The sequence below is a fragment of the Monoglobus pectinilyticus genome, from assembly GCF_002874775.1.
GTDB classification, from domain to species: domain Bacteria; phylum Bacillota; class Clostridia; order Monoglobales; family Monoglobaceae; genus Monoglobus; species Monoglobus pectinilyticus.
This window is the reverse complement of the sequence record NZ_CP020991.1, coordinates 1,966,292-1,991,190: the sequence shown is the minus strand read 5'-3', so window position 1 is coordinate 1,991,190 and position 24,899 is coordinate 1,966,292. Positions and strand designations below refer to the sequence as shown.

The following is a 24,899-nucleotide window of genomic DNA, read 5'->3' as shown; positions in this document are numbered from 1 at the left end:
CTCCGTAATCCAGCGGTTTATCTTATCAGCATTCCTTAAACCTAAACAAATAATAACCTACAGCAGTAAAGGTTAATCCGTAACCCAGCATAAGCAAAATTTTGCTGAATAATGCTGATATTGGCAGTCCGGCGCCTAACCACAGTTTATGCCACTGCATATATCCGGTAAATACTAATCCGCTTAGATTTGAAAAATAAATTCCCAGCACATTCAGGCCTATATATACTATTATAGCCAAAAACATCGCAAATGTCGAGTTTTTTACAAGCTGATTTATCATAATTGTCATAAGCGCCAAAACTGCCAAAGGCACCATATCCAAAATATATGCCCATACTGCATATCCTAAATTCACTACGCTTCCTGAAACAATAATATCAAATATGCTTGAAGATATCAGAACTACCGCCATATTTACAGCAGCTATAGTAATAACTGCCAAAACCTTTCCTACAAAAACCTTATATCTTGCTGTGGGGCGCATAAACACCGCGCGTATAGTCTTGTCCTGAAATTCTCCCGCAAACAGGTCGCACGAAGCAAGCATTATAATAAATGGAACTATAGCCTGAACGAACAACGTCATGAGCGAAATAGGAGAACTTATATTATTCATGGTCCAAGTTCCCTTTGAAATAGACGTCACTATCAGTTTTGAAAATACCGCTACAGCGCAAATCAAAATTTCTATTATTATAAAAACTATGTATTTTTTACTGCTCATCAGCTTAGCGCATTCATTCCTGTAATTAGCCAGCAATCCACTCATATTACACGCCTCCTTTCAGTATCCTTAGCGTTGCCTACTATAGAAAGAAAATAATCTTCCAACGAAGGGAAATTTTCAAGAACTTCCTCCATACTGTTCATAGCCAGCAGTCTGCCGTCATATATAACTGCTACCTTGTCGCATAGTTTTTCAAGTTCTGACGCAACATGTCCGGATATTAAAAAGGTTGTTTTATTTTTTTCAGACATTTCTTTAATAACACTGCGGATATGAACAACTCCTTCAATATCCAGCCCGTTAGTAGGTTCATCAAGTATTACAAGTCTAGGACGCGGCAAAAGAGCCAAAGCTATCCCAAGCCTTTGACGCATTCCCAGCGAGAAGCTTCCGGCTTTATCCTTAGAGTATTTATCAAGACCTACTAATGACAATGCATTATTTATAGCCTCTGTTTCTGTTCTTTTATCAGGATATTTATAAAACCTAGCCGCAGCTTTTAAATTCTGATAAGCGCTCATTCTGTCATAAAGTGCCGGAGTTTCTATCAAGCATCCAACACTCTCCATTGCAGATTCGAAATCATCATCTATATCATATCCAAAAATCTGTATTTCACCTTCGTCAATCCTATTCATGCCTATTATTGATTTCATAGCCGTTGTTTTTCCCGAACCGTTAGGACCCAGCAAACCTACAATATCACCCTCATTAACATTGAGGGTGATATTGTTTACTCCGCGGCCGTTTCTGAATAATTTTTTTAAGCTATGAACTGATAGAACAGTATTATTCTTATTATCCATATTTAACTGCCTTTCTGATTCTTAAATTGTTATACACGCACCGTTTTTCTTATGCCGCGTCATTAACCGCTTCTGAGCTTTCATTATTCACTACGGTAACAACATTTCCGTTTTCATCTCTAAGTTTTCCATCGCTGCTTACAGTATAAGTCGAAAAAGTACCGTCTTTATTATTTGCTTGAAGATTGACTGAACCGTTTATATCGCCTTCAACATCTTCATCACTTTCTGTTATAGTCATATGACCTGAACCGTCTTCTTCCACTGCATACTTAGTTGTTACGCTTACAGACATATCCTCATATTCATCAGCGTTCACTCTCTCAATGCTGGTTGTTCCATAATCTTTAAATGCAGCGTCTAAACTCATATTTAAATTCTTCTGAGCTCCTGAGTTGTCATAACCTGTCAAAACAACTTTACCGTTAAATGCGGAGATTCTTCCGGCATTATCAATGGATACGCTGCCGCTTATTGTATTCACGTACGGCTCATTTTTGTTCAGGAACATTTCAGACATTGTCTGGATATTAACGTTTTCTTCATCGAAGATTTCATTAGAATTTTCATAGTTTGCTCTCAATGACGCGTTAAATAATGAAAATGCTGCTGTCATATATTTAGGAAGCTGTTCCCCTGTCATGTTAATTGTATAAGTTCTGTTTCCGTCATTTGAATCAGTGAGAACTATATTATTTTTTATGTCGCCTATTAAAGTATCCGCCAAAGTTTCAAGGAAGCCAATCTGTTTATCCAAAACTTCTGTATTCGTAAACAACTCTTCAGAAATATCCCTGTCACTCATTTTGTACTTTGTTTTGTGAGTCTCCGGACCTTCATCGGTATTATAAGTGTATGATGATAATCTGTAACCGTCTTGAATAGTCATTAAATTGTCAGTATCCACCAGTGTTCCGGTTTCATCATACGATTGTGACGAAGTCTGCATTTTTACATCCCCGCCGGCATCTTTTTTTATCAGCGCTTTTCCGCCAAAAAGATTTGAGCCTTCCAAATCAGCTGAAACGTTTATATCCGCAGTAACATTGTCAGAAGAGAAAAAGGTATTTTTTGCAGCTTCTTTAACCACGCCATATCCATTGGCGTTGTCAAAATTAGCAAATACCGCCATTCCCAGGACTGCAACTCCAACGCCTATGCACGCCGCAGCTCGGATGATTCTGTTTCTTGTCTTTTTCATACATTTGCCTCGCTTTCATAATTGATAGATTTTTTGTTTTGAGTTTTGAGTTTAGATTTAACATATGTCTCAATCTATGTTAAGAGTATAAATCCCAAAAATTGAAAACAAATAAAGCAATTATAAAATATTTATAAACTAAAATAAAGTTTTTATTAATTGATACATTAAAAACACTCCCCCGGGAAAAATTTGATATTATCCGCCAAAAGTTAGACACTTATAGAGAGGTATATCAGTTCCCGGGGGAATTAACTATTTACTTATACTTTTTGAAAGAGGTTCTATTCCGTCTGTTGAGTTCCAAACAAACACCTTAATTTCATTGGTTTCCGATACGGCTAATGGTACGAATATATTGGATGAATCTCCAACATTCATTGTTATATCACTGGTTTCAACAGCGGTCAAAGCCCCTGTCTCCCTGTCATACGCCGCTGCAATTATTACGTTCGATCCGATTCCTTCTTTATTTTTTGTTAGATTTATATTTATGCCATTTTCAGCTTCCGCTATCGAATTCAAAGTATACATAAATTCAGAAGCCGGCTGAACTGTAGGAGTTACTTCAGGAACCTCCGAGCCCCCCTGGACACCCACGGTAATATTATCAATACCTAAGCTGTTTGCAGAAGAACCACGAGTAGAACATTGAACTTTTGTAGGCAAAAGCTGCGGAACCTCATCAATTTTTTTAGTACCGGAGCCAAGCGTAACCGTTCCTCTCAATGTATAGTCAGAACTGTCAGCTTCTTTAGTATAAACCTTTACTTTATTATCGCTCTTTGTATATTCAAGTTTTAAGCTATACCATTTATTAGGACTGAAACTAAATCCGGAAATCTGAGTATCCTTAGGCTTTGTAGCGGAAGCGCCCATAGAGAAATAATCATTTAACTTCAGCGTTCCGCCTTCCACTGTCATCACTTCAAACACTCTGCCGTCTTTAGCAGTAGTATATGTATTATCCGGGTTGGCATTATTTGAATCAAATATTCTAAACAGCGGTGTATCCTTAGCTGTGTCTCCGCTCATGAAATCTTCTTCAAATATTATCTTATCTCCGTCTAAAACAGTTTCCGGCAAATATGACCAGCCGTCCTGACCGGCGCCTTTATCAGTAAACTGAATATAGTTATTTCCTTCAGCTCTTTGGGTTATTGCAGGCGGCACAGCGCCGTCAGCAGCCGATGTTCCGAAATCTATATTTATTGATTTTCCGTTATTATTTGAGATAGTATTATTATCATCACTATTTCCATAAATATCCCCTGCCTTTAGATTGTCAAAATCCCAGCTTTGTCCAATTATAGGAGCGTCTGTCGGTAATGGTGTAGCAGTGGGTTCAGCTGTTGGTTTAGCTGTAGGTGTTGGTTTTGTTGGGTCAAGTGTCGGCGGCGGTGACGGCGGAGTTACAGAATCCGCCCAATACAATACATCTTTTACCTTCGGCGACCAGGTTACATTGCTAGAAGCAATCGAACCTATCTCAAGAGAACTAAAGTCTGCAGAATCAATGGATATATTTTCAATAATATATCCATTTTCACCGGAATCGTCGCTCAATATCAATTTAGCTGTTCCATTTGTTAAATCAAGGGAAATTTTAATTCTCCAGTTCGAAGAGCTTCTCTTGGTTATATTGGGCGAGCCAAAGACTGTTCCTGATGAAATATTTGTTTTTGCTCCTGTTCCTGAATAATAATAGGCCTCATTTGCCCCTGATTCCGAATATTCCTGACCTATTGCCAAAACTGTTTTTTCTGTTGAATCCAATAGCTTAATCTCATAAGTATAAGCTCTTCCTGTCCAATTCCATGCACCTCCGGCGTCTTTAGTACCGCCTGTTCCAAATGCAAATTCCAGTTCAGCATTGCCGCCGTATGCCGTTTCAAAATCAGCTTTGAAGCTTCTGCCTCCATCAGAGCTGTCTTGTGTAAACTGCCACTCTTTTGAACTTGAGAAAGTTAAAGCTGCTCCTTCACTTCCGTCATATACAAATTTTGAACCTGTTTCGTCATTACTGCTGTCGTATATATACTGCTTAGCTTCAAGAACTACTTCAAGCGCAGCTCCGCTGTTTTCAGGCACTTCAAATGCCCCTTTACTCAATATATACCTATCTAGTTCTACCTCATAATTATGGGTTCCCGGAAGCAGTCTTGCAGATACCATTCCATTTTCATCAGTTGTCATAATCTGACTGTCTATTTTAACACTGGCGCCTGAAAGCAGATTTCCGCTGCTATCTTTCACGGTCACTACACTCTCAGGAAGCGGCGCATAGTATAAATTAGGCTGAACATATTCTGAAACATCTTTGTCATATCCTATGTAATAACTTTGATGCGGAGGCTGATTATACGCGGTATTCTGCCAAGCTATAGCACTGCGGTATTGGCTGTCGTGCATAAATGTTGTAAACTTATAGTCGGTCGGACTGATAGAAGCAAACACACGCAAAGCTGAATTGTCAGAATGCCTTAGTATTATTTCCTCTCTCCAGTCACCAAACAAATCTGCCTGCAGATTTGGATTAGTCTTCGTGCTGTTAATAAACTTTACAGAATTATTAGTATAAATAGTCCAGAGTCTGCCAAACGATAGGGTATCGTCATTCCACTTACTTATTCTGTCGCCGTTAAAATGCTCACGGTACAAATCCCCGTCCCAATAAATCGGAAAGTTAGGATATGAACCATCATGCAAAGTTGTTTTGCTGATTAATTCGCCGCCAATAGTACGTACACCAAAAGCTGCATCCCAAGCAAGAACTCCATATTTAGGACTGAAATAATCCATTACTCCTCTTCCGTCATCACCGCTCGCTTTAAAATGCCATGTCTCTTTTCCTGCCGCATCTCTAAATCCGGTTCCCCAGTTAGGTTTTTCTTCTAAAACTCCGAAAATTTCCTGTTTGCCGTCATTGTTAAAGTCTGAAACGTGAATAGCATCTCCATGTCCCCATCCTGTTGAATGAGCCACAGTTCCGTCATTATCTATAGCAGCGCTGCCGTATACTATCTCATCACAGCCGTCGCCGTCCAAATCCGCTACGGAAACATTATGGTTACCCTGTCCCGCAAGACTGCCGTAACCTGAGACCGTGCTGTCACATCTCCAGCGCTTATTTAAGTTCTTTCCGTCCCAGTCATATGCCACTACAATAGCTTTTCCATAATATCCGCGGGCAGTTACAAGACTCGGATGTACTCCGTCAAGATAAGCTGTGCATGCCAAAAATCTGTCTACTCTGTTTGTCTTGTCACTGGTCTTTCCCCAAGTAGTGGTATCTCCTCTTCCCGGGTCATAATCAACCGTCTGCATTGCCGCTCCGGTCTGACCGTTAAAGATTGTCAGATATTCAGGTCCGTCAATGATAAATCCGCTTGAGTTAACATAAGACGCCGAATTATCAGCGCTTTTTATTGCCTCTGTAGTTCCTGCCTGTGTTACATAATTACCTGCTCCGTCTATAGTTCCGGGCGCTGTTTTTACCGCTAATTCAGCCCTTCCGTCTCCGTCATAATCATAAACCTGGAATTGAGTATAGTGTGCTCCGGCTCTGATATTAACTCCCATATCGATTCTCCAAAGCTGGGTTCCATCCATTTCATAGCAATCCAAATATACTCTGCCTGTTTTTCCTGACTGAGAATTATCCTTTGAATTATTAGGATCCCACTTCAGAATTATCTCATACTCGCCGTCGCCGTCAACGTCACCAACCGACACATCGTTTGCTCCGCCTATAGGACTGTTTGACTTTCCGCTGTCATATACTATCTCATAATCACTTGCCGGTGACGGAATATTCAGCGGTATATCAAAATATGTATACGGAACGGATTCCTGTCCCTTATCAGCATGACCTGCCAATATGGTTATAGGTTCACATTTCTCGCCTTCCTGTCCGTTAATTACAGGCGCTATTGTATACTTATCCGTCTCTGAACCTTCAAGATCAGTGTAATTGGTATTGTTAATGAAATCTACCAATTTTTGCTCGTTTTTATAAATGTTAAAAACAGTATCCATGGGCTCGCTTCCTAATAGCCTCCAGCTCAAATAAACTCCGCCTGACGGTGCCGTAGCTCCAAAAGCACCTCTGTCTAATTTCTCCATCTGCCTTGGCTGCTCTGAACTCTGCTGTATTTCAGAATTCAATTCAGGACCATCCTGAACTGCCATTGCAGGAATACATCCTGCCAACATCATGATTGACAGTATAACGCAAAATAACTTTTTCTTCATAAAATTAACCCTCCAATCGAAAAGATATATACAAATTATACCACTCTTTTTATAAATTTTCATTATAAAAAGGCGGCATAATTTACAGTTATTTTGCTTTTTTATTTGACTAAACAAATTTCAAGTTTCATATACAGCTATTTTGTTTGAAATATTACTGTTTTATAATATTTTTTAAGCTTTTAATAGAAGAACAAAATCACAAAATAAATACAATGATGAGACAGGTAATATATATTTTTTCAAATCTGTTTCATAACTATATTTTTGTAAATATATAATTAATCTGCAAAAGTTCCACTGTACTCCAATACATTATGAAATACATCTATTTCGTTCGCAAAATCAAACTTGCCGCATTTTTACTTTTCAAAAATTTTTATTTACTTTAATCTGAAAAGTAACAATTATTTACGCTATAATAAAATTGTTTTCCCTAAAATTATATATAAAAAATCCGGAACAATTTTGTCCCGGAATATATTATATTTAGCTAATCTACTAAAATAGGTGCGTAGTCTTCCTTCCAGGGAAGTCCAAACTTATTTAAATCCTCCATAAACGGGTCGGGATCCATTTCTTCAACATTATAAACCCCCGGCTTTTTCCACTTTCCGCTGAGAACCATTGCAGCGCCAATCATTGCAGGAACTCCAGTAGTATATGACACCGCCTGGGAGCCGACTTCTTTATAGCATTCCTGATGGTCGCAAACGTTATAAAGATAATATGTCTTTTCCTCCCCGTCCTTTTTCCCGGTGAATATACATCCTATATTGGTTTTACCCACAGTTCTGGGTCCCAATGAAGCCGGGTCAGGAAGCACGGCTTTTAAAAACTGCAGCGGTATAATTTCACGGCCCTCATAAATTATCGGTTCTATTGACGTCATTCCAACGTTCTCCAAACATTTTAAATGCGTGAGATAACTCTCTCCAAATGTCATAAAAAACCTGATACGTTTTATACCTTTTATATTAAGCCCTAAAGATTCAAGTTCTTCATGATGAAGCAGATACATATCTTTAACGCCTACTTCGTCAAAATTATACTCCCGTTTTATTTCCATAGGCTTTGTCTCTATCCACTTGCCATCCTGCCAATAGCTTCCGTTTGCCGAAACCTCACGAATATTTATCTCCGGATTGAAGTTGGTTGCAAACGGATACCCATGGTCGCCGCCATTGCAGTCGAGTATATCGATATAATTTATTTCATCGAATATATGCTTTTGAGCATACGCACAGAACACACCGGTCACCCCAGGGTCAAAACCGCTGCCCAAAATGGCTGTTATTCCAGCTTTCTCAAACTTTTCACGGTAAGCCCACTGCCATTTATATTCAAACTTGGCAGTATCGGGCGGTTCATAGTTTGCAGTATCCAAATAATCCACTTTAGTTTCAAGACATGCGTCCATTATAGTCAAATCCTGATACGGCAGCGCGACGTTTATTACTATTTGAGGCTTATATAAATTAATTAACTTTATAAGCTCGTCTACGCTGTCAGCGTCAACCTTAGCAGTCTCTATATTAGTGCCGCTCCCGACTTTTTTCTTGTATGCTTCACAGCGTTCTTTCAGGCTATCACACTTCTCCTTCGTTCTGCTCGCTATCATAATATCTGAAAAGACTTCAAAATTTTCACAGCACTTATGTGCCACCACACCGGCCACTCCGCCGGCTCCAATTATCAATGCTCTGCTCATTTTATCCTCCTAAAAACATATTCTATCTTCCGCTTAATGCTAAAAGTAATTCTCGCAATATTTTGCACGCAATTGCTGTACTGGCACCGCTTTGATCATAATGCGGACAAAGCTCCACCACGTCAGCTGCTATTATATTCAGACCGCCGCACACTTTAATCACCGCGTCCTGAAGTTTCTTATAACTTATGCCGCCCGGTTCCGGCGTACCGGTTCCCGGAAATACCGAAGGGTCTAATACGTCTAAATCCACAGTGAAATAGACAGGCAAGTTTGCTTCTTTTAACTCACATATTAAGTCGTCAAGACCATTTAAATCAAACTTATTTATAGTATTATGTTTCTTTGCCCACTCAAACTCATACTTCTCTCCGCTTCGTATACCAAACTGCCATATCTTTTTATCGCCTAAGAGTTCTGAACATCTACGTATCACCGTAGCATGACTGAGTTCCACTCCGAACATTTCATCTCTTAAATCAGTATGTGCGTCAAAGTGTATTATTCTTAAATCATCGCCGTATTTATCATAACAAGCCCTTACCCCGCCAAGCGTGACTAAATGTTCTCCGCCAATCATCACAGGGGTTTTGTTTTCTTTAATAATCTCAGCAGCAAAATCTTCAATTATAGATAACACCTGCTCAGTATCTCCCAGCGGAAGTTCTAAATCGCCGCAGTCAAATATTTTTGTATCGGTTAAATCCCTGTCCTGATAAGGGCTGTAGGTCTCAAGACCCCAGGAATCGGCTCGCATGGTCTGAGGTGCAAAACGCGTTCCCGGTCTGAATGACGTCGTTGAATCAAACGGCGCACCGAAAACACATATACTTGACTCCTCATACTCAGCGTCACAGCCTAAAAAAACCGGCAGATTTGATATAATAGTATTATCAGGCATTCTCAAGCAACTCCTTTACATAATTCGGAAGGGCAAAACTGCCCTTATGCAGGTCAGTATTATAATATTCCGTCTTTATCCCCAATTTATTCCATTTGTCAGCATCCAAATCCTCCAAAGGGTCAAACTTATTAGACGCAAACCCAAACAGCCAGTGACCTGACGGGTAGGTCGGAATATGAGCCTGGTATAGCTTATGGATTGGGAAAACCCCTTTTATTCTGCTGTGAGCCCGAACTAAAGAGTTAGCATAATTATCGTAATATGGGCTTTCGTGCTGGTTTACAAATATTCCATTCTCATTAAGAGCTTTTGAACAGTTTCCGTAAAACTCTCTTGTGAACAGACCTTCACCGGGACCAAACGGGTCTGTGGAATCCACTATTATTAAATCATATTCATTCCTTTTTGACCTGATAAATTTTAAACCGTCCTCATAATACACCGTAACGCGTTTGTCTTCAAACCCCACTCTCATACCGGGGAAAAACCTCATTGAAACTTCAACAACTGCCCTGTCTATCTCTACCAAATCAATATTTTCTATTCCTTCATACCGCACCAGCTGTTTTACAGTGCCTCCGTCTCCGCCGCCTATCACTAAAACATTTTTTATTTCAGGATTAACAGACATCGGCACATGGGTTATCATCTCGTGATAAATAAACTCGTCTTTTTCAGCCACCATCATTAAGCCGTCAAGCGTTAAAAATGTTCCAAACTCCTTTGAGGTCATAACATCTATTCTCTGATAATCAGTTTTTCCGGTATATAATTGTTTGTCTACCCTTATTGAAAATTTTACATCTTCGCTATGATTCTCAGAATACCACAGTTCCATCTTTTCACCCCTTTTATCAACTGCTAAATAACATTTATATAATCTATATTTATATCCTCGGCGCCGGTCATAAAACAGCCCTTCTCTTTAGCATAAGCAATATAATCAAGTATATCGGGCGTTATCATTTCACCGGGAGCCAATATTGGGATTCCCGGAGGATAACACATAACAAACTCACTGCATACCATCCCGGCACTCTTCTCTATAGGAACAGATTTTTTATCCGAATAAAAAGCTTTTTTTGGCGTCATTATCACTTCAGGTGAAATATACTCATGGTCGAACATTCCGGCACTTGGCTTTCTATGTATCCTCTCTATCTCACTCAGTGACGAAATAAGACGCTCAATCATCAAAGGAGTATCTCCGACTGAAATAATCGCAAGTATATTCCCTATATCGCCAAACTCTATTTGAATATCATAATAATCCCTCAGCATGTCATATACTTCGATACCCGCAAGCCCTATATCCCTGGTGTGTATAGAAAGCTTGGCCAAGTCAAAATCATATATTGCGTCTCCATCCACCAGATCCCTGCCAAACGCATAATATCCACCTATTTTGTTTACCTCTCCCCTGGCATAATCGGCAAGTTCCAAAACCTTTCGGTATATTTCCTTTCCGTTCAAAGCTAGATTCTTTCTTGAAAGGTCAAGAGACGACATCAAGAGATATGAACCGCTCGTTGTTTGGGTCAGGTTTATAATCTGTCTTGTATACCCCTCGCTCACATAGTTATTTATAAGCAAAAATGAGCTTTGAGTGAGAGAACCACCGTTTTTGTGCATACTTACGGAAGCCATATCAGCTCCGGCTTCCATAGCACTGACAGGCAGATTATCACCAAAATAAAAGTGAGTTCCATGAGCCTCGTCAACAAGAACCAGCATACCGGCTCTGTGCGCTATTTCCACTACCTTTTTTAAATCACTGCATATTCCGTAATATGTGGGATTATTCACAAAAACTGCTTTTGCGTCAGGATTGTTTTCTATAGCCTTTTCAACTTCCTTTACGCTCATTCCTAAAGGTATCCCCAGCGCCTTGTTCACTCCGGGATTTACATAAACCGGTATGGCGCCGTTCACGACCAAAGCATTAATAGCGCTTCTGTGAACATTTCTTGGAAGTATTATTTTTTCTCCTTCTTTTACTGCCGCAAATACCATTGCCTGAACAGCGCTTGTTGTGCCGTTTACCATAAAGAAAGCGTGTTTTGCGCCGAACGCTTCGGCGGCAAGTTCCTCCGCCTCGCGTATAACAGACACCGGATGACAAAGGTTATCCAGCGGCTTCATAGAATTAACATCTACGTCCATACACTGCTGACCCAAAAATGAGGTCAGCTCAGGATTTCCTTTGCCTCGCTTATGTCCCGGAACATCAAAAGGTACAACACGCATTGATTTAAATCTTTTTAACGCCTCATAAATAGGGGCTTTGCTTTGCTCCAAACCATCAGTCCCCCTAATATATATTCTTTCCGCTGAAAATCTCAATCATCTCACGTCTGAGACTGTTGCTGATGTCAAGTCTAACCTTAGGCTCTAACTCATATACATCAGTTTTAAACAGATAATTCTGCAAATCTATATCTTTAATCAGCATTCTTGTGTGAAAAATATTCGACTGGTAAACATTTACGTCTATAGCGTCATATTTCTCCAATGTTTTTCTGTCTATAAAGTCCTGTATTGAAGTAATATCATGATCAATAAACAGCTTTTTTCCATCCAGGTCGCGCGTAAATCCCCTGACTCTATAATCAGCTGTTATGATATCTGAATCAAAACTGCCTATTAAATAATCCAAAGCTTTAAGCGGAGATATTTTACCGCAGGTAGAAACGCATATATCCACTCGAAAAGTTGAAATAGCATTATCAGGATGGTATTCAGGATAAGTATGAACTGTTACATGGCTCTTATCCAAATGCAGCATAACCTCATCAGCCGTAATATGGCTAACAGGAGGCTGTGAAGGAATCATAGACTCATCGCTTATCATAAGATTGACGCTGGCTCCCTGAGGGTCATAATCCTGCTTTGATATACTAAGAACGTTCGCTCCAATAATATCTGTGACATCGCATAGAATTTTTGTCAGACGCTCAGAATTGTACTGTTCGTCAATATACGCAATATAATCCTTTTGTTCGCGCTCACTCTTGGCATAGCACACATCATATATATTAAAACTCAAAGTTTTTGTCAGATTGTTGAATGCATAAAGCTTAATTTTATCCTGCATATGTCACATCTCCTTGCACATTTTAGGAATTTTATCAAGGAAACAATTATACTATATAATAGAAAGTATTTCAATACATTTAAGGCAAAATATTTTTATTTTATGAAAGGAACTTTTAAATGACTATTACTGTTTTACTTTTTCTTGTTGGCCTGTTTTTAATAATAAAGGGCGGAGATGTATTTGTGGACAGAGCCGTTTGGATTGCAGAAGTATTTAACATACCAAAGTTTATAATCGGCGCGACAATTGTAAGTATAGCTACCACCTTGCCTGAAATTTTGGTTTCCACCATTGCAACGTTTTCAGGCAACAACTCAATAGCTATGGGCAACGCCGTCGGGTCTGTGACCGCCAATACAGCAATGATTATGGCTATAAGCATAATATTTCTAAGTTCAACAATAGAAACCAAAAATTTTAAATTCGGTATGATATGTCTCATATCTTCAGCATTCATCCTTATGATGATATGTAAAAACGGTACGGTATCTGCGCTCGGAAGCCTTCTCGCTTTTGGAGTGGTTATTATATTTACTTGGAACAACCTTTCTTCATCAAAACAGAACTCAGTTCTTAAAACCAGCAACGGAAATGTAATCCTTCCGGCGATACCTATAATAAAACCGACTAAAAAGCAGGTTTTTATAAATTCATCATTATTTGTGCTAAGCGCTGCAGCCATTACAGTAGGAGCCAAACTCCTAGTCGAATCAGGCACAGATATAGCAAAAGCATTAGGTGTATCCGAAAGGGTTATCGGGCTGACAATTATCGCCATCGGCACCTCTCTCCCTGAACTTGTTACGACTATTACCGCCATTGCTAAAAAACACAGCAGTCTGTCAATAGGTAACATAATAGGAGCTAATATAATAGACCTTTCATTAATAATACCAATATGCTCATTTATATCAACAGGAAAGTTCGGCGTACCTCTGACCTTTGAACCGCAGTATGAAATGCTTGATATTCCAATCTGTCTTGGATTTATACTTATTGCGTGCCTGCCTCCGCTGCTTAAAAAGAAATTTTACAAATTTCAGGGGGTCGCTTTGCTAGTATTATATTTCCTATACATAGGTTTTTCGGTACTTTAAAAAATAAATATTGGCTCATTCAGCAAATTGCTGCTTTTTTACCATAAAAATATGCACCACTAAAAGTTAAACACTTTTTATGGTGCATATTATATCTAATTTTTATCTTATATATTTTTTATTTTTTCTAAGCGCAAAATATACTACTATATAAAGCAAAAAATAATGCTTGCTTTTCATAAGTTTAAACATTGTAGAATCAGACTTATAATCTTTATCCGGCATCTCTTTTACACATCTTACAGAAATTTCTTTAAATCTTTTATACCGCTCCTTAAAGCTTAACTCCCATTTTGGGTTAAAGAGAAGCATCATGCTTTTTGTTGTGCTCTGGATAAAGCCTGAACAAATATCATTCAATACCTGACGATTCTCAGGATTCCAGCTATATATGTATTCCATTCTGAATCCGTTCAAACTACTGACTATTTCAAAATAATCAATCGGGAATTTATTAAATGCCAGCCGCATATCATTGGGATAATGAATATAAAATATCTCATCAATTAAGGCTATCTTTTCAGCCGAATTCACATAACGCATTACAAATACTTCATCCTGGTTCCGTCTTAAAGCCGGGAACTCAACATTATTCGACTTAATTATATCCAGGCTGAAAATCTTATTCCACGGCGCACCCTGAACTTCCCATCTGCGTTTATCGCCTGTGAATATGTCATAATTCTGTCTCACATAACTCCCGGTAAAAACTTCGTTTGGATAATCATTGAACTTTCTTTCAGTCCCATCGCTGAATATCATTTTATAACCAAACACTATCATATCGCAGGAATATTTTTCAAACTTTTCTATGAGCGACTCAATTGCGTTCGGCACCATACAATCGTCAGCGTCCGGAAAATAAGCGTATTTTCCTGCTGCATTTTTTATTCCGGTATTACGAGCCGGACCCGACCCCTGATTGTCCTGATGAAAAACCTTTATTCTGTTATCTTTAACCGCCAGTTCTCTGCACACTTCCAGACTATTATCCTTTGAACCGTCATCCACAAGAATAAGTTCAATATTTTGATAAGTTTGATTAAGTACCGACGGAACCGACTTTCTTAAATGTTCACCCATATTATATACAGGCATAATTATGCTTACGAGAGGTTTTTGCATAACATTCATCCCCCAATGTTTTATTTTGCGTTGTTTTTTATTTCACTCATTACCTTTAAATCCTCAATAATGCAAAGCCTGATTATTTTTTTATCAACTAAATATTTATACTTTCTAAAATCAGGCTCAAACTCTCTGCAGGGAAGTTCATTATTAAAAACTTCCACAACGTTTTTTACCGCTTTATATCTTTTAAACACTTTATATCTTGGAATAGCGAGAAACAGCATTTGAATATATATATCAAAGTTTACCGCCAAATTTCTGCATATTTTCTCCAAAACTTTTTTATTGTCTCTATTCCAATTATAAACTACATTCATCTGTAAATTTTTAAAAGCTGCAACGCTTTCAATATAATTCTTTAAATACTTTTCTCCCTTTTTAACTATCCCAGACATATAATAATAATAAAGCACGTCCTCAATAAAACATACCGAACCGGCATTTGACAGAAACAAAATATTAAACGCTTCATCTTCGCTCTTACTGATTTTAGGAACAGATAATTTATTATTCTTTATAATCTCAGCCCTATACAGCTTGTTCGCCATACTGCCATATATACCATATTCACTGTCACGGTCAATAAACTCATCATAATTTTCACGAATATATTTACCGCTGAAATATTTAGGCTTATACGATTTTCTCATTATACATTCATCTTGACCGTTCACCCATTCATATCCGCAAACTGCCATATCAGCCCCAGTATTCTCAATAGCAGAAACAAGCTTTTCCACGGCGTTTTCCTTGATTCTATCATCAGCGTCCGGAAAGTAGTAATACTTACCGGACGCATGTGACATTCCTGTGTTTCTCGCTCCGGCTGCTCCTTGGTTTTCTTGATGATAAACTCTTATTCTAGTATCTGCAGCTGCCAATTGCTGCATAACTCTTAAACTGTCATCAGCAGAACCGTCGTCAATCATAATTATTTCTAAATTTTTATAAGTTTGATTTATAAAAGTCTTGGCGGAAGTATATAATACTTCCGCCATGTTATAAACCGGCACTATAATACTAACTAATTGTTCTTCCATAACCAGTCCCCTATACTAATACCAGCATAAATCTACAACGCAAAGCTCCGGTTTATTATTGATTCTCGGAATAATATGCGAGCTTCCAAGCCCTCTGCTGATAATCACATTACTGTTTCCTATTTGATGAAAACCGTCAACAAGCTTGGGGAAGAATCCCTGTCCCGTCGCATAAAGTCCCCCAACAAACGGAATTCGCACCTGACCACCGTGAGCATGACCGCAAAGAGCCAAATCTATAGGATAATCTTCTAAAATTCCCATAAACTCATCGGGATAGTGAACCAGTAAAAGTTTAAAGTAATCTTCCTCAATATACTTATCAAAAAATTGATGACCATATCTCTCAAACTGCTCCGGTCCCTGAGAAAGTCCGCCTATGTTCAATTTTGTATCCTTTATGTCAACTATTTCAGACGCGTCGTCTAAAACATGTACTCCAACAACCTTAAGGTCTTTGGTTATATTAGAATCTTTAAATAATTTAGCCTCGTACTCATTATTTCCCAAAGCATAGTAAACAGGTGCAATATTCACGAGCTTTTCACAAAGATTTGTCACAACGCTGTAATCGTCATTTTTCAGATTGTTCATATCACCCACACATGCTATAATATCAGGAGTCAGCTTATCAATCTGTTCCACAAGCCTTATATTATCCTTACCAAACTCTTTAAGGTGCAAATCTGCAAGCACGACTATGCGGATATTGTCTGAAACCTTATCTGAACGCACCTGATAAAATGTTACATCTATTTCAGATTGGTTCAGTAAATTAAACGCACAGACTGCGAGGACAATTATCAATATTACCGCAATAATACGCCACTTATATTTTGAAAACAATTCAAAGTATTTCTTCATAGACTTATCTCTCCAATATAACGGTCTCTGATTTTATTATTTTTTCTTTTTTGGAGCATACATATCAAGATTCAAGCTCTTTGGCTCCTCAGACTTTTTGCTCCGATATGATTTTTTCACTCTCGGCTTAGGCGCATAAGGATTATTATCATCAATTTTCGATATGACGCTTGAATCTTTAATATTATTCGTACTTTCTCTTACAAGAACCTTAACTTCTTCGATATTTTCTGAGGTATCAGAAACCATATCGTGTTCAACTTTAGTATTCAATTTTGCCTGAATATCTTTTTTTGGTTCATCTACGCTTTTAATATTATCAGGTTTTGACATAACAGATTCTTTAGAATTAGAGACGTTATCTTTATTAACATTAGACACCGTTTCTGTTACAGCCTTATATTTCACATTCGACTTATCATTCTTAGAATCCGTCCACTCAATAGAAGGATAGCTATCCGAAATATTTTTTGAGTTATATTTGATGCCAGAGGAACGTCCGGGAATAGTTTCTTTTTTCTCAGACGCACGTTCCGCCCTTATTCCTGCCATAACAGCATCCGTTACCAGCTTAACTATCTCCTCATTATACACTCCTCTGCTATTCTGTTCTGCCCCTGTATAAATATCGCTTTTGACATCTTGGCTGACAGTTTTAGTATGCTTAACAACACTGTTTTTTGAACCACTGTGATTTTTATTTTTGCTGTGTTTTTGTGGATTTTTACTTATCGTTGTATCGCCTGCACATGTGCTGTTGTCATTAGGTCCGTTTTTGGGAGACTTATTCTTTGGATTTACTCCGCCTCCGGGTCCATCATCGTCTCCGCCGTCATTTCTGTCATCATAATTTTCTGCTCTTTCACTTTTAATATTTGTATTTGCATTTATATCGCGGAACGATGCGCTTATTAAACCTCTTGCGTCATATATACCCTTATTTCTTGTTTCTTCAATAGCATAAGAAAATGCTATATCCTGTTTTGGATTTTGGGAATTATAATGCTCAACATAACTCGTCAGAACATCAATAAACATTTCGGCCTTTTTATAACTGCAGTTTTCAAACATACACATAAACTGGTCGCTTCCATTATAGCCTACAAAACCGTAGTCTTCAGCAGTCTCACGCAAAATCTGTCCAAACTCTCCAAGCAGAGTATCGCCTGCTGTTCTTCCTATTTGACTGTTTACTGCCTTCAAAACATCAAGGCGGATAAGTATAAAGGTAAAGTTATCAGGCAACGGTTTTTCTTCATACTGATTTATCAGCATATCACACTTTGCACGATTCGGCAGCTTAGTCTTTCTGTCCATATACATAAGATATTCAATAAAGTCCTGCATACGACCGAGCAAAATAGCGCCGAGACAGCCGCAAATTAAGAACAACACTACAGCTATCATTAAATAAAGCTTAATATTTATTCTCTCGTTCACATTAATACTGGTGAGAGAAGTAATATTTGACGCGCCTAGATATTGATTGAATTCATCTACTGTCTTTTCAACAATTTCATAATTCTTATCCAGACTGTCAATAAGTTCTTTCATATTGTTTTGTATCTCTTTTATTGCTTCGTCAGCATTTGAAGCCGGCTCAGCCGTTTCAAAGATATTTAAAAGTTCTTCTCTGTGTTCTTTATCAACCTGCGTATACTGGCGGTCAATTTCAAGAGAAACATACTGATTTATAAGTGCGTCATATGTAGTTTCAGTATTAATCTGATGTTTGTATTCATCTTCATATACATCCTTTAATATATAATCGCTTGTATTATCAGAATCAGTACCCTTTCCATAGTGGTACTGTATACCCTCCTTACTTTTTTGACTGTACTGAGTTATAAGAGCATAAAGCGGGTCTATTTTTTCTGAAAGGTTAGCTAAATCAATCTGATACTGGCTTATTCGGTTTCTATAATCTTTAATCAAAACTGATTGGTCCTTAGACACTTTTTGATTTAAAATCTTAGAGTACAACTCAGGAATATTATAGTTCAGCTCCTCTTTATACATATTATAGAGGTCGTTAAATGAATATCCTGTAGCCGCAGACCTAAAAGCCGGATAATGAAACTTTTTGTCATACAAATAATTATAAATATCAGTAGCAGAGGTATCCAAGATTTCTGCGCTCTCAATATAATCATAACTGCCGCTTTCAATATTTGAAGCATTATTCGGCAAAACTGTCTGATTTATATATTTTTCTCCGTAATTAATAAAATAATTTTTTAAAATAGAATCAAGAACGCTTGCAGCATACCCTTTGCTGTAATCACTTCCAACGCTGAACGTAACTAAGTAATCAGTCGGATGATACACATATTCTTCTCCGTCTTTTAGTATCGCTTCTTTTCTTGACTCTTCATCTGCCGGAATAATTGGCTCCACAGCGCACTTAGAACGAATAGAATCAGCTCCGGTATTTAAATCCAAATCCTCAAGAACTCCGGTTATTACCTTTGACGAATAAATCTCACTGACATCCAAACTATCTCCGCTGGGAGTCAAACCATTGCTTGCCTCTGAATTAGAATATCTTAAAACAGTCTGCGCCGTATACGTCTGTTTTGACATAGCATACTGATAAACGAGAACGGCGCCCAAGATACAAACAATCACAATCAAATATTTCCATTTTTTTATATATCTTAAAATTTCAAAGTTTCTCATACGTGCGCCCTCCTATTTCTAAGCTTTCTTTTGCTCATAAAATAGAACAAAGCACAAATTAAAACAAAAAATACAGCGCCCAAAGCTATTACCTTTTTAAGTGATAACTTCTGAACTAAAGATAGCTCTACGTTTTTAAATGTTAAATAATCCTTAGTTTTATATTTAATATATTCCCTGTCTGTGGCAAGTGCAATCTCAGAAATATTTTTAAACTCATTATTTATATTTTTGAGCATTTCCTCAGCCTTTTCATAATCCCCAACAGCCGGAGTTCTCTCACTTAACTTATTTATTATATCTGTATTTATCTCAATTTCTTTTAACGTGTCCTTTGCCGCTGACAAATGAAATTCAGCATCTTTTGCCAGATAATCAATACCTATATTGGTTCTGGACATATAATATTCGTTTTTCTCATTGACAGCCGGTATCATAACAGTTCCTATCATAGCTTCATCGTATTTTGATATGCCGTCCTGACGCACACTGTAATCCGCCATAGATTTTTGATACTGCATATCAAGAACAGAATTTTTATAATACAAAGTCTGAATAAACTGCTCCTTTTCCTTAGCAAGACCTGTTTCAAGAACAAACGATTTATATTTTGAAATGTCATATTCCAGCAAGTTTTGTACCATTCTCTTTACCGTCTGGAACGTCTGTCCCGTCTCTACTGATTTGTATGTACCATTTTCTGAAACTCTGCCGGACAAATACTCATCCATTTGATTTGCTAATATTGTAAGCTCATCGCCTATTTCAACATATTCCATATCGGTTATATCAGCCATATTATAAGTAAGCGCAGTCTTTTTATCGGCATAATTCTCGTGAAATACATCATTATAAGCTTTGCAAATCATGGTCATAATATCTTTAGCAGAATATTTTTTTGCTTCTTTATTTTTGGTATACGAAACATTAAAACTTGTTGAGATAAAATAATTGCTCTCCTCGGTATTAATAGCTTTTGAATTTGCGTTCCCTACAGAAATATGCTCTGAAAGCTGCTCAGGAGTTATATCTCCTGTGAGTCCCAAATATTGTATCGCACGTTCTAAAACCGCATTTGATTTTAGCTCATACATATTAAATCTTGTTGAATTTGGATTAAGACCTTTAGAACCCTCCTCATAATTCAAAGACATTGTAGTATTTACGGTGTTTCCGCTTTGATACGCAAAAAAGACACACAAAATCAACATAAATGCTATTGTAGAAAAAATAATCTTAAACTTCTTTTTCCATAACAAAAACACAATAGTTTTTGTCGATGAAAGCCCAAGTTTAGCAGGGTCTTTTTCTGCAACTACAGCTGTGTTTTCCATATATTCTTTTTTATTCAAAACAGATTTTTTTATATTCATATTTTTGAATTTTCCAAAATCTTCTTTAATATATTCCTTTAACTTTTCAAAAATTATCAATAAAATCACCCAACTTAGTAATAATGACAAGACTTTCGTCTTACCGCAGTTTATGGTTTAGCTTTTTCTTATATAAAGTTACACTTTCTTCTCCGCGCTTTGATAAAATCTCAAATTCACTCTTTTCCCCATCATTTAAAACAACAAGCTTTCTTTTAAGCTTCCCTTTTCCCAAACTGTTCTCCTTTCCAATGTGAAGAGCATAACACATTGGAATCAGCCGCAAAACGGTTCCTGTATAGAAATAAAATAATGTATTGTCAGTCATATAAGTCAAAAAGATATATAATTCACAAAGAAAAAATAATCTTACCGTTTCCAGTCCAAACTTTGATTTTATCCAATTATATTGAAAAATCAGAGTATACCATCCCCAGGCAAAAAATCCCCAAAATCCCATTTCAATATACACACGCATAAAATCATTATGCAAGTCAATCATGCCGTTAAAGGCTTTACCGCCTTCCTGCCTGATTTCTGCCATCATCATATGGACATACTCAAAGCCGTGACCAATATAAGTCGGAGAAATCTTATAATATTTGTCAACAGCTCCATATAAAACATTTCTGCCCATTACATCCACACCGAGTTTATCCATTATCATCATAAAAATATTATATTTTATGCTGAATAAATATAAAAATGAAAAAATCACTCCGCATATAAGTATAGTTTTCATTATACCAAACTGCACACGGGGAGTAAGCTTTTCAAGCCCCCATGCAGCCAGCAGCATTAAAAAACAACTAGCTATAGCGATTCTCTTAAATCCAAGACCGAACAAAAACAAAGCCAAAATTATATTTATGACTTTCATCTTCTTTGAACTTATCTTATCAAAGAAAATAAAGTAAATCAGAAAAAATCCATAAGTAAACGTTACATCATGAATTTCTAACCCTTTCATATATCCTTCCGCAGTTCCGCCCTGGGTTAGAAAAACGGTTACAGATGATACTATTTCTGAAATCGGATACCGCGGAACCAAAACCAAAGCTATAGCAAGATTGCCCAGCGCCAGCCCCCAGAACATATAGTGTATGCCTTTTTCACCAAACAAATATGCTGCAGCAAATATATTAAGTATCATTATAAACTGAAATACTATTTTTGAACAGCCCCTCATCATATATGACACTGTTTCAAAATTAAGTATCCATATTATAAAGGAATAGACAAGCACAACAGTAAGCCATATTCCATACACAACCATAAATCCGGATATATTGCCGAGATTATTAAAATCTGCCGTAATAAATATTACAGCCGCTGCAAGAATAACTGTAACCAGCGTTATTGCTTTTGCATTACTGCTTCCAAATCCCGAATCAAGAACAACCGCCAAAGCGAAACAGACAATATAAAACGCCGCAAGAATTTTAGAATTTTGCCTGTTCTGCAAATTAGACATAAACATTATTCTCCTTGTCTGTTGATTCGAGCCGGCCAAACTTTCTACAAAGACAATATTGCATTAAAGTTACGTTCACAGTTGTTATCGTCTCTAATCTCAAAAAATGTTTCGGCTCTCGCTTTATACATATCATCAACTAAAAATCCGTCGTTCACCTTTTCTGCTAAATAATTTATAACCTCATCTTCGGTCTTCAAAACCGGACCAAAACCATCCCCGCCATAGTCAAAATAACCATGTGCATAATGAATATCATCAAATTGATAATAAACTATTGGTTTTCCCATATATGCAAAATCAAAAAATACACTTGAAAAATCTGTAATCAGCATCTTAGAATTCATAAGCAATTCCTGTACATCATAGTCGTTAAACGAAGCGATTATGACTCTCGGACTCACAGAATGAAAATCTTTTAAAAATCTTTGTATTTCAAAATGAGGATAAAAAACAAGTTCAAGGTCGTTTTTGTCAAGATAATCAATTAAATTCTGATTATTAATAAAACTTTGGAGTTTTCTATAATACTCAGATTGAGTAAACTTATCACGGTTCCCCACCGCACACACGTCGATACGCCAAGTAGGCATTAATAATATTCTATTTTTTAGAACACACGGTTTATTTAAAGCGTCATATCTGCACAATCCGAGATATTTCACGACACCGCTGGGATATCCATATCTTTTAATAACTGCTTCATATTCAGGACGTGCTCCGCAAACAAATAAATCAAGTTTAGTTTTCGGATAAAACATCCACTCAATATCATTAACTATTATACCATGCTGAAGAAATACCAGCTTTCCCCTGATGAGACCCAATTTCTGAAAACGGTTGTAACTCAACACATCAGGCGAATATCCAAAAATGTGACTGCTTATTTTATATTCAGAAACTGCAAAGAGAAAATGATGTTTTAAACTTTTATATTTGACGATATTACCAAGTTTAGCAACTTTATGGTAATCCGCCGAATTTTTTTCAATTATATAATACGCTTTAATTTCAGGATGATTTTCTCTTATATATTTAAAAAAATGGTACCCATTATCTCTGGCGTCTGAGCCGCGCTCAGAAACTATCCAAACATCACGGTATTTTGGGAATAAGACTTTTGCTATTCTCCCTATTGGATAAAATATAACCAAACAGAAAAGGTACCATATATACTTAGGCGCGCGAATAATCAATCTTTTAAAATGACTCATTAACTACCACCTGTCGTTTCTGCTTCCGCCGTATTATTTATTCTTTAAATACCAAATCATTGATATTTATTTTAAATATTATACCACTATTTAGGCGTTATTGCAAGCGTCTTAAACAATATTCTCCGAATATATAACAAAAAACGTTCCCTTTTCAAAAGTTTTCAGTTTTATATTATTCGTTGAATAACTTCCCGGTTATATTGACAATTGGAAATTTATTTTGTAAAATAAAAAGAGTTTGATATCATAAGGAGAAATAATATGAAAAAGAATATAGTGCTTGCCGATTGTGTAACTGACGAAGTAGCCTCCCTGCTCAACGGTCTTAACAAAGAAACTGACCTCAATTTTGAATGTAAATCCATAATTGCAAACTGGGGGAGCAGAGGAATTTTTAATGTTATCAAACGTTATTTAATGTATTTTTATATAACTTTTTTGTATTTTCTTAAACGTGACCAATATAATTATATTTTAGGCTGGCAGCAATTTTACGCTTTGGTATTCTGCTTTTGGTGCAGAATTTTTAGGACTAAAAAGAAAAATAAAGTTGTTGTTATAAATTTTACATATAAACAAAAATCAGGATTTTCAGGACGAATATATAAATGGTTTATGAAAACCTGTCTCAGCGGAGACTATATTAATTTTATACACGTTCCGTCACAAAACTACGCAAATCAATGCAGCCGGGATTTTAATATACCACTCAGCAAGTTTATTGTTACTACTTTCGGAATAAACGATATGTACGGTCAATGGAAAGATTCGGAAAAACCTGAAAAGATAAAATCAACAGATTATGTGTTGGCAATTGGACGGTCAAACAGGGATTATAACTTTCTTTTGGATTCCTGGCAGGGTATTAACGAAACTCTTGTTATAATATCAGACACGTTTAAACCTAAAGTTTTGCCCGATAACGTTTTATTAATAGATGATATAACCGGAGACGGGCAATATCCATTTATAATAAACTCTAAAGCCGTGATTCTTCCAATAGACGACGGCAGAATATGTTCGGGAGATACAGTTTTACTGACATCCATGTCATTTAAAAAAATAATAATTGTTACAAAGCCAAGCACTTTGAGTGAAATGTATATTAAAGACGGTGAAAACGGTCTGCTTATAACAAAAGATAAATCAAGCGTACATAAAGTTATCTCTGATATTTTTTATACTGACAAATATAATTATATCGGAGAAAATGCAAGGAATTCATTTTTAACAAACTTTTCAAGAGAAAAAATGGGCCGAGTTATTGGCCAAGCTATAATAGGATAAATTAAAAGCGCGGATAATTCCGCGCTTATTTCAG

General features: G+C 37.0%; 18 protein-coding genes. 2 read left to right on the top strand and 16 right to left on the bottom strand.

What is annotated here, in order from left to right:
- Window positions 1-25: 25 nt before the first annotated feature.
- The 9 genes from B9O19_RS08325 to speD all read right to left on the bottom strand — a co-directional run bounded on the left by B9O19_RS08325 (window position 26) and on the right by speD (window position 12,700).
- Window positions 26-772 carry an ABC transporter permease gene (locus tag B9O19_RS08325; protein ID WP_102365984.1) on the bottom strand — a complete coding sequence of 249 codons (747 nt, stop codon included), beginning with the start codon at window positions 770-772 and terminating at the stop codon, window positions 26-28.
- Window positions 769-1,536, bottom strand: a complete 768-nt coding sequence (locus B9O19_RS08320; protein ID WP_102365983.1) for an ABC transporter ATP-binding protein — start codon at window positions 1,534-1,536, stop codon at window positions 769-771. The genes B9O19_RS08325 and B9O19_RS08320 overlap by 4 nt, the downstream gene beginning before the upstream one ends.
- Window positions 1,537-1,585: 49 nt before the next feature.
- Complete coding sequence (locus B9O19_RS08315) at window positions 1,586-2,737, bottom strand: hypothetical protein (protein WP_102365982.1); 1,152 nt, start codon at window positions 2,735-2,737, stop codon at window positions 1,586-1,588.
- A 255-nt stretch (window positions 2,738-2,992) separates the two neighbouring features.
- Window positions 2,993-6,991, bottom strand: coding sequence for a rhamnogalacturonan lyase family protein (locus B9O19_RS11700; protein ID WP_207655124.1), 3,999 nt, complete (start codon window positions 6,989-6,991; stop codon window positions 2,993-2,995).
- A 493-nt stretch (window positions 6,992-7,484) separates the two neighbouring features.
- A complete protein-coding gene (locus B9O19_RS08305) occupies window positions 7,485-8,702 on the bottom strand; it encodes a saccharopine dehydrogenase family protein (protein ID WP_102365981.1) in 1,218 nt (405 codons plus the stop codon).
- A gap of 22 nt (window positions 8,703-8,724) precedes the next feature.
- Complete coding sequence (gene speB, locus B9O19_RS08300) at window positions 8,725-9,603, bottom strand: agmatinase (protein ID WP_102365980.1); 879 nt, start codon at window positions 9,601-9,603, stop codon at window positions 8,725-8,727.
- Window positions 9,596-10,444, bottom strand: a complete 849-nt coding sequence (gene speE, locus B9O19_RS08295; protein WP_102365979.1) for a polyamine aminopropyltransferase — start codon at window positions 10,442-10,444, stop codon at window positions 9,596-9,598. The genes speB and speE overlap by 8 nt, the downstream gene beginning before the upstream one ends.
- Before the next feature lie 23 nt (window positions 10,445-10,467).
- Window positions 10,468-11,922, bottom strand: coding sequence for an aminotransferase class I/II-fold pyridoxal phosphate-dependent enzyme (locus B9O19_RS08290; RefSeq protein WP_407937705.1), 1,455 nt, complete (start codon window positions 11,920-11,922; stop codon window positions 10,468-10,470).
- On the bottom strand, window positions 11,918-12,700 hold the full coding sequence (speD, locus tag B9O19_RS08285) for an adenosylmethionine decarboxylase (protein WP_102365978.1): 783 nt from the start codon (window positions 12,698-12,700) through the stop codon (window positions 11,918-11,920). The genes B9O19_RS08290 and speD overlap by 5 nt, the downstream gene beginning before the upstream one ends.
- Before the next feature lie 119 nt (window positions 12,701-12,819).
- Between speD and B9O19_RS08280 the strand changes: the two genes are divergently transcribed.
- Window positions 12,820-13,800: a calcium/sodium antiporter gene (locus B9O19_RS08280; RefSeq protein WP_102365977.1), complete on the top strand. Its 981-nt coding sequence runs from the start codon at window positions 12,820-12,822 to the stop codon at window positions 13,798-13,800.
- Window positions 13,801-13,902: 102 nt separating this feature from the next.
- Here B9O19_RS08280 and B9O19_RS08275 read toward each other — a convergent pair whose 3' ends face one another.
- Genes B9O19_RS08275 through B9O19_RS08245 form a run of 7 tightly spaced genes read right to left on the bottom strand, consistent with a single transcriptional unit; the run spans window position 13,903 to window position 23,575 of the window.
- Window positions 13,903-14,925, bottom strand: a complete 1,023-nt coding sequence (locus B9O19_RS08275; protein ID WP_158648958.1) for a glycosyltransferase family 2 protein — start codon at window positions 14,923-14,925, stop codon at window positions 13,903-13,905.
- Between the two features lie 20 nt (window positions 14,926-14,945).
- On the bottom strand, window positions 14,946-15,971 hold the full coding sequence (locus B9O19_RS08270) for a glycosyltransferase family 2 protein (RefSeq protein WP_102365975.1): 1,026 nt from the start codon (window positions 15,969-15,971) through the stop codon (window positions 14,946-14,948).
- Between the two features lie 15 nt (window positions 15,972-15,986).
- Window positions 15,987-16,835, bottom strand: a complete 849-nt coding sequence (locus B9O19_RS08265) for a metallophosphoesterase (protein WP_102365974.1) — start codon at window positions 16,833-16,835, stop codon at window positions 15,987-15,989.
- Between the two features lie 36 nt (window positions 16,836-16,871).
- Complete coding sequence (locus B9O19_RS08260; protein ID WP_102365973.1) at window positions 16,872-19,514, bottom strand: GGDEF domain-containing protein; 2,643 nt, start codon at window positions 19,512-19,514, stop codon at window positions 16,872-16,874.
- Window positions 19,511-20,947 (bottom strand): YveK family protein, encoded by a 1,437-nt coding sequence (locus B9O19_RS08255; protein WP_102365972.1) that lies wholly within the window; start codon window positions 20,945-20,947, stop codon window positions 19,511-19,513. Before B9O19_RS08255 ends, B9O19_RS08260 begins: the two co-directional genes overlap by 4 nt.
- Window positions 20,948-20,987: 40 nt before the next feature.
- Complete coding sequence (locus B9O19_RS08250) at window positions 20,988-22,361, bottom strand: O-antigen ligase family protein (protein ID WP_102365971.1); 1,374 nt, start codon at window positions 22,359-22,361, stop codon at window positions 20,988-20,990.
- A 44-nt stretch (window positions 22,362-22,405) separates the two neighbouring features.
- Window positions 22,406-23,575 (bottom strand): CDP-glycerol glycerophosphotransferase family protein, encoded by a 1,170-nt coding sequence (locus B9O19_RS08245; RefSeq protein ID WP_102365970.1) that lies wholly within the window; start codon window positions 23,573-23,575, stop codon window positions 22,406-22,408.
- A gap of 264 nt (window positions 23,576-23,839) precedes the next feature.
- On the opposite strand from B9O19_RS08245, the gene B9O19_RS08240 reads away from it, so the two are divergent.
- Window positions 23,840-24,865, top strand: coding sequence for a glycosyltransferase family protein (locus B9O19_RS08240; RefSeq protein ID WP_102365969.1), 1,026 nt, complete (start codon window positions 23,840-23,842; stop codon window positions 24,863-24,865).
- Window positions 24,866-24,899: the final 34 nt, after the last annotated feature.

Excerpts from the sequence above, each read along its gene's own strand:
- B9O19_RS08275 (WP_158648958.1), bottom strand. The coding sequence starts at position 14,925 with ATGCAAAAACCTCTCGTAAGCATAATTATGCCTGTATATAATATGGGT.
- B9O19_RS08265 (WP_102365974.1), bottom strand. The coding sequence starts at position 16,835 with ATGAAGAAATACTTTGAATTGTTTTCAAAATATAAGTGGCGTATTATT.
- speD (WP_102365978.1), bottom strand. The coding sequence starts at position 12,700 with ATGCAGGATAAAATTAAGCTTTATGCATTCAACAATCTGACAAAAACT.
- B9O19_RS08240 (WP_102365969.1), top strand. The coding sequence starts at position 23,840 with ATGAAAAAGAATATAGTGCTTGCCGATTGTGTAACTGACGAAGTAGCC.
- B9O19_RS08280 (WP_102365977.1), top strand. The coding sequence starts at position 12,820 with ATGACTATTACTGTTTTACTTTTTCTTGTTGGCCTGTTTTTAATAATA.
- B9O19_RS08250 (WP_102365971.1), bottom strand. The coding sequence starts at position 22,361 with ATGTCTAATTTGCAGAACAGGCAAAATTCTAAAATTCTTGCGGCGTTT.
- B9O19_RS08270 (WP_102365975.1), bottom strand. The coding sequence starts at position 15,971 with ATGGAAGAACAATTAGTTAGTATTATAGTGCCGGTTTATAACATGGCG.
- B9O19_RS08260 (WP_102365973.1), bottom strand. The coding sequence starts at position 19,514 with ATGAGAAACTTTGAAATTTTAAGATATATAAAAAAATGGAAATATTTG.
- speE (WP_102365979.1), bottom strand. The coding sequence starts at position 10,444 with ATGGAACTGTGGTATTCTGAGAATCATAGCGAAGATGTAAAATTTTCA.
- B9O19_RS08325 (WP_102365984.1), bottom strand. The coding sequence starts at position 772 with ATGAGTGGATTGCTGGCTAATTACAGGAATGAATGCGCTAAGCTGATG.
- B9O19_RS11700 (WP_207655124.1), bottom strand. The coding sequence starts at position 6,991 with ATGAAGAAAAAGTTATTTTGCGTTATACTGTCAATCATGATGTTGGCA.
- speB (WP_102365980.1), bottom strand. The coding sequence starts at position 9,603 with ATGCCTGATAATACTATTATATCAAATCTGCCGGTTTTTTTAGGCTGT.
- B9O19_RS08320 (WP_102365983.1), bottom strand. The coding sequence starts at position 1,536 with ATGGATAATAAGAATAATACTGTTCTATCAGTTCATAGCTTAAAAAAA.
- B9O19_RS08305 (WP_102365981.1), bottom strand. The coding sequence starts at position 8,702 with ATGAGCAGAGCATTGATAATTGGAGCCGGCGGAGTGGCCGGTGTGGTG.
- B9O19_RS08245 (WP_102365970.1), bottom strand. The coding sequence starts at position 23,575 with ATGAGTCATTTTAAAAGATTGATTATTCGCGCGCCTAAGTATATATGG.
- B9O19_RS08315 (WP_102365982.1), bottom strand. The coding sequence starts at position 2,737 with ATGAAAAAGACAAGAAACAGAATCATCCGAGCTGCGGCGTGCATAGGC.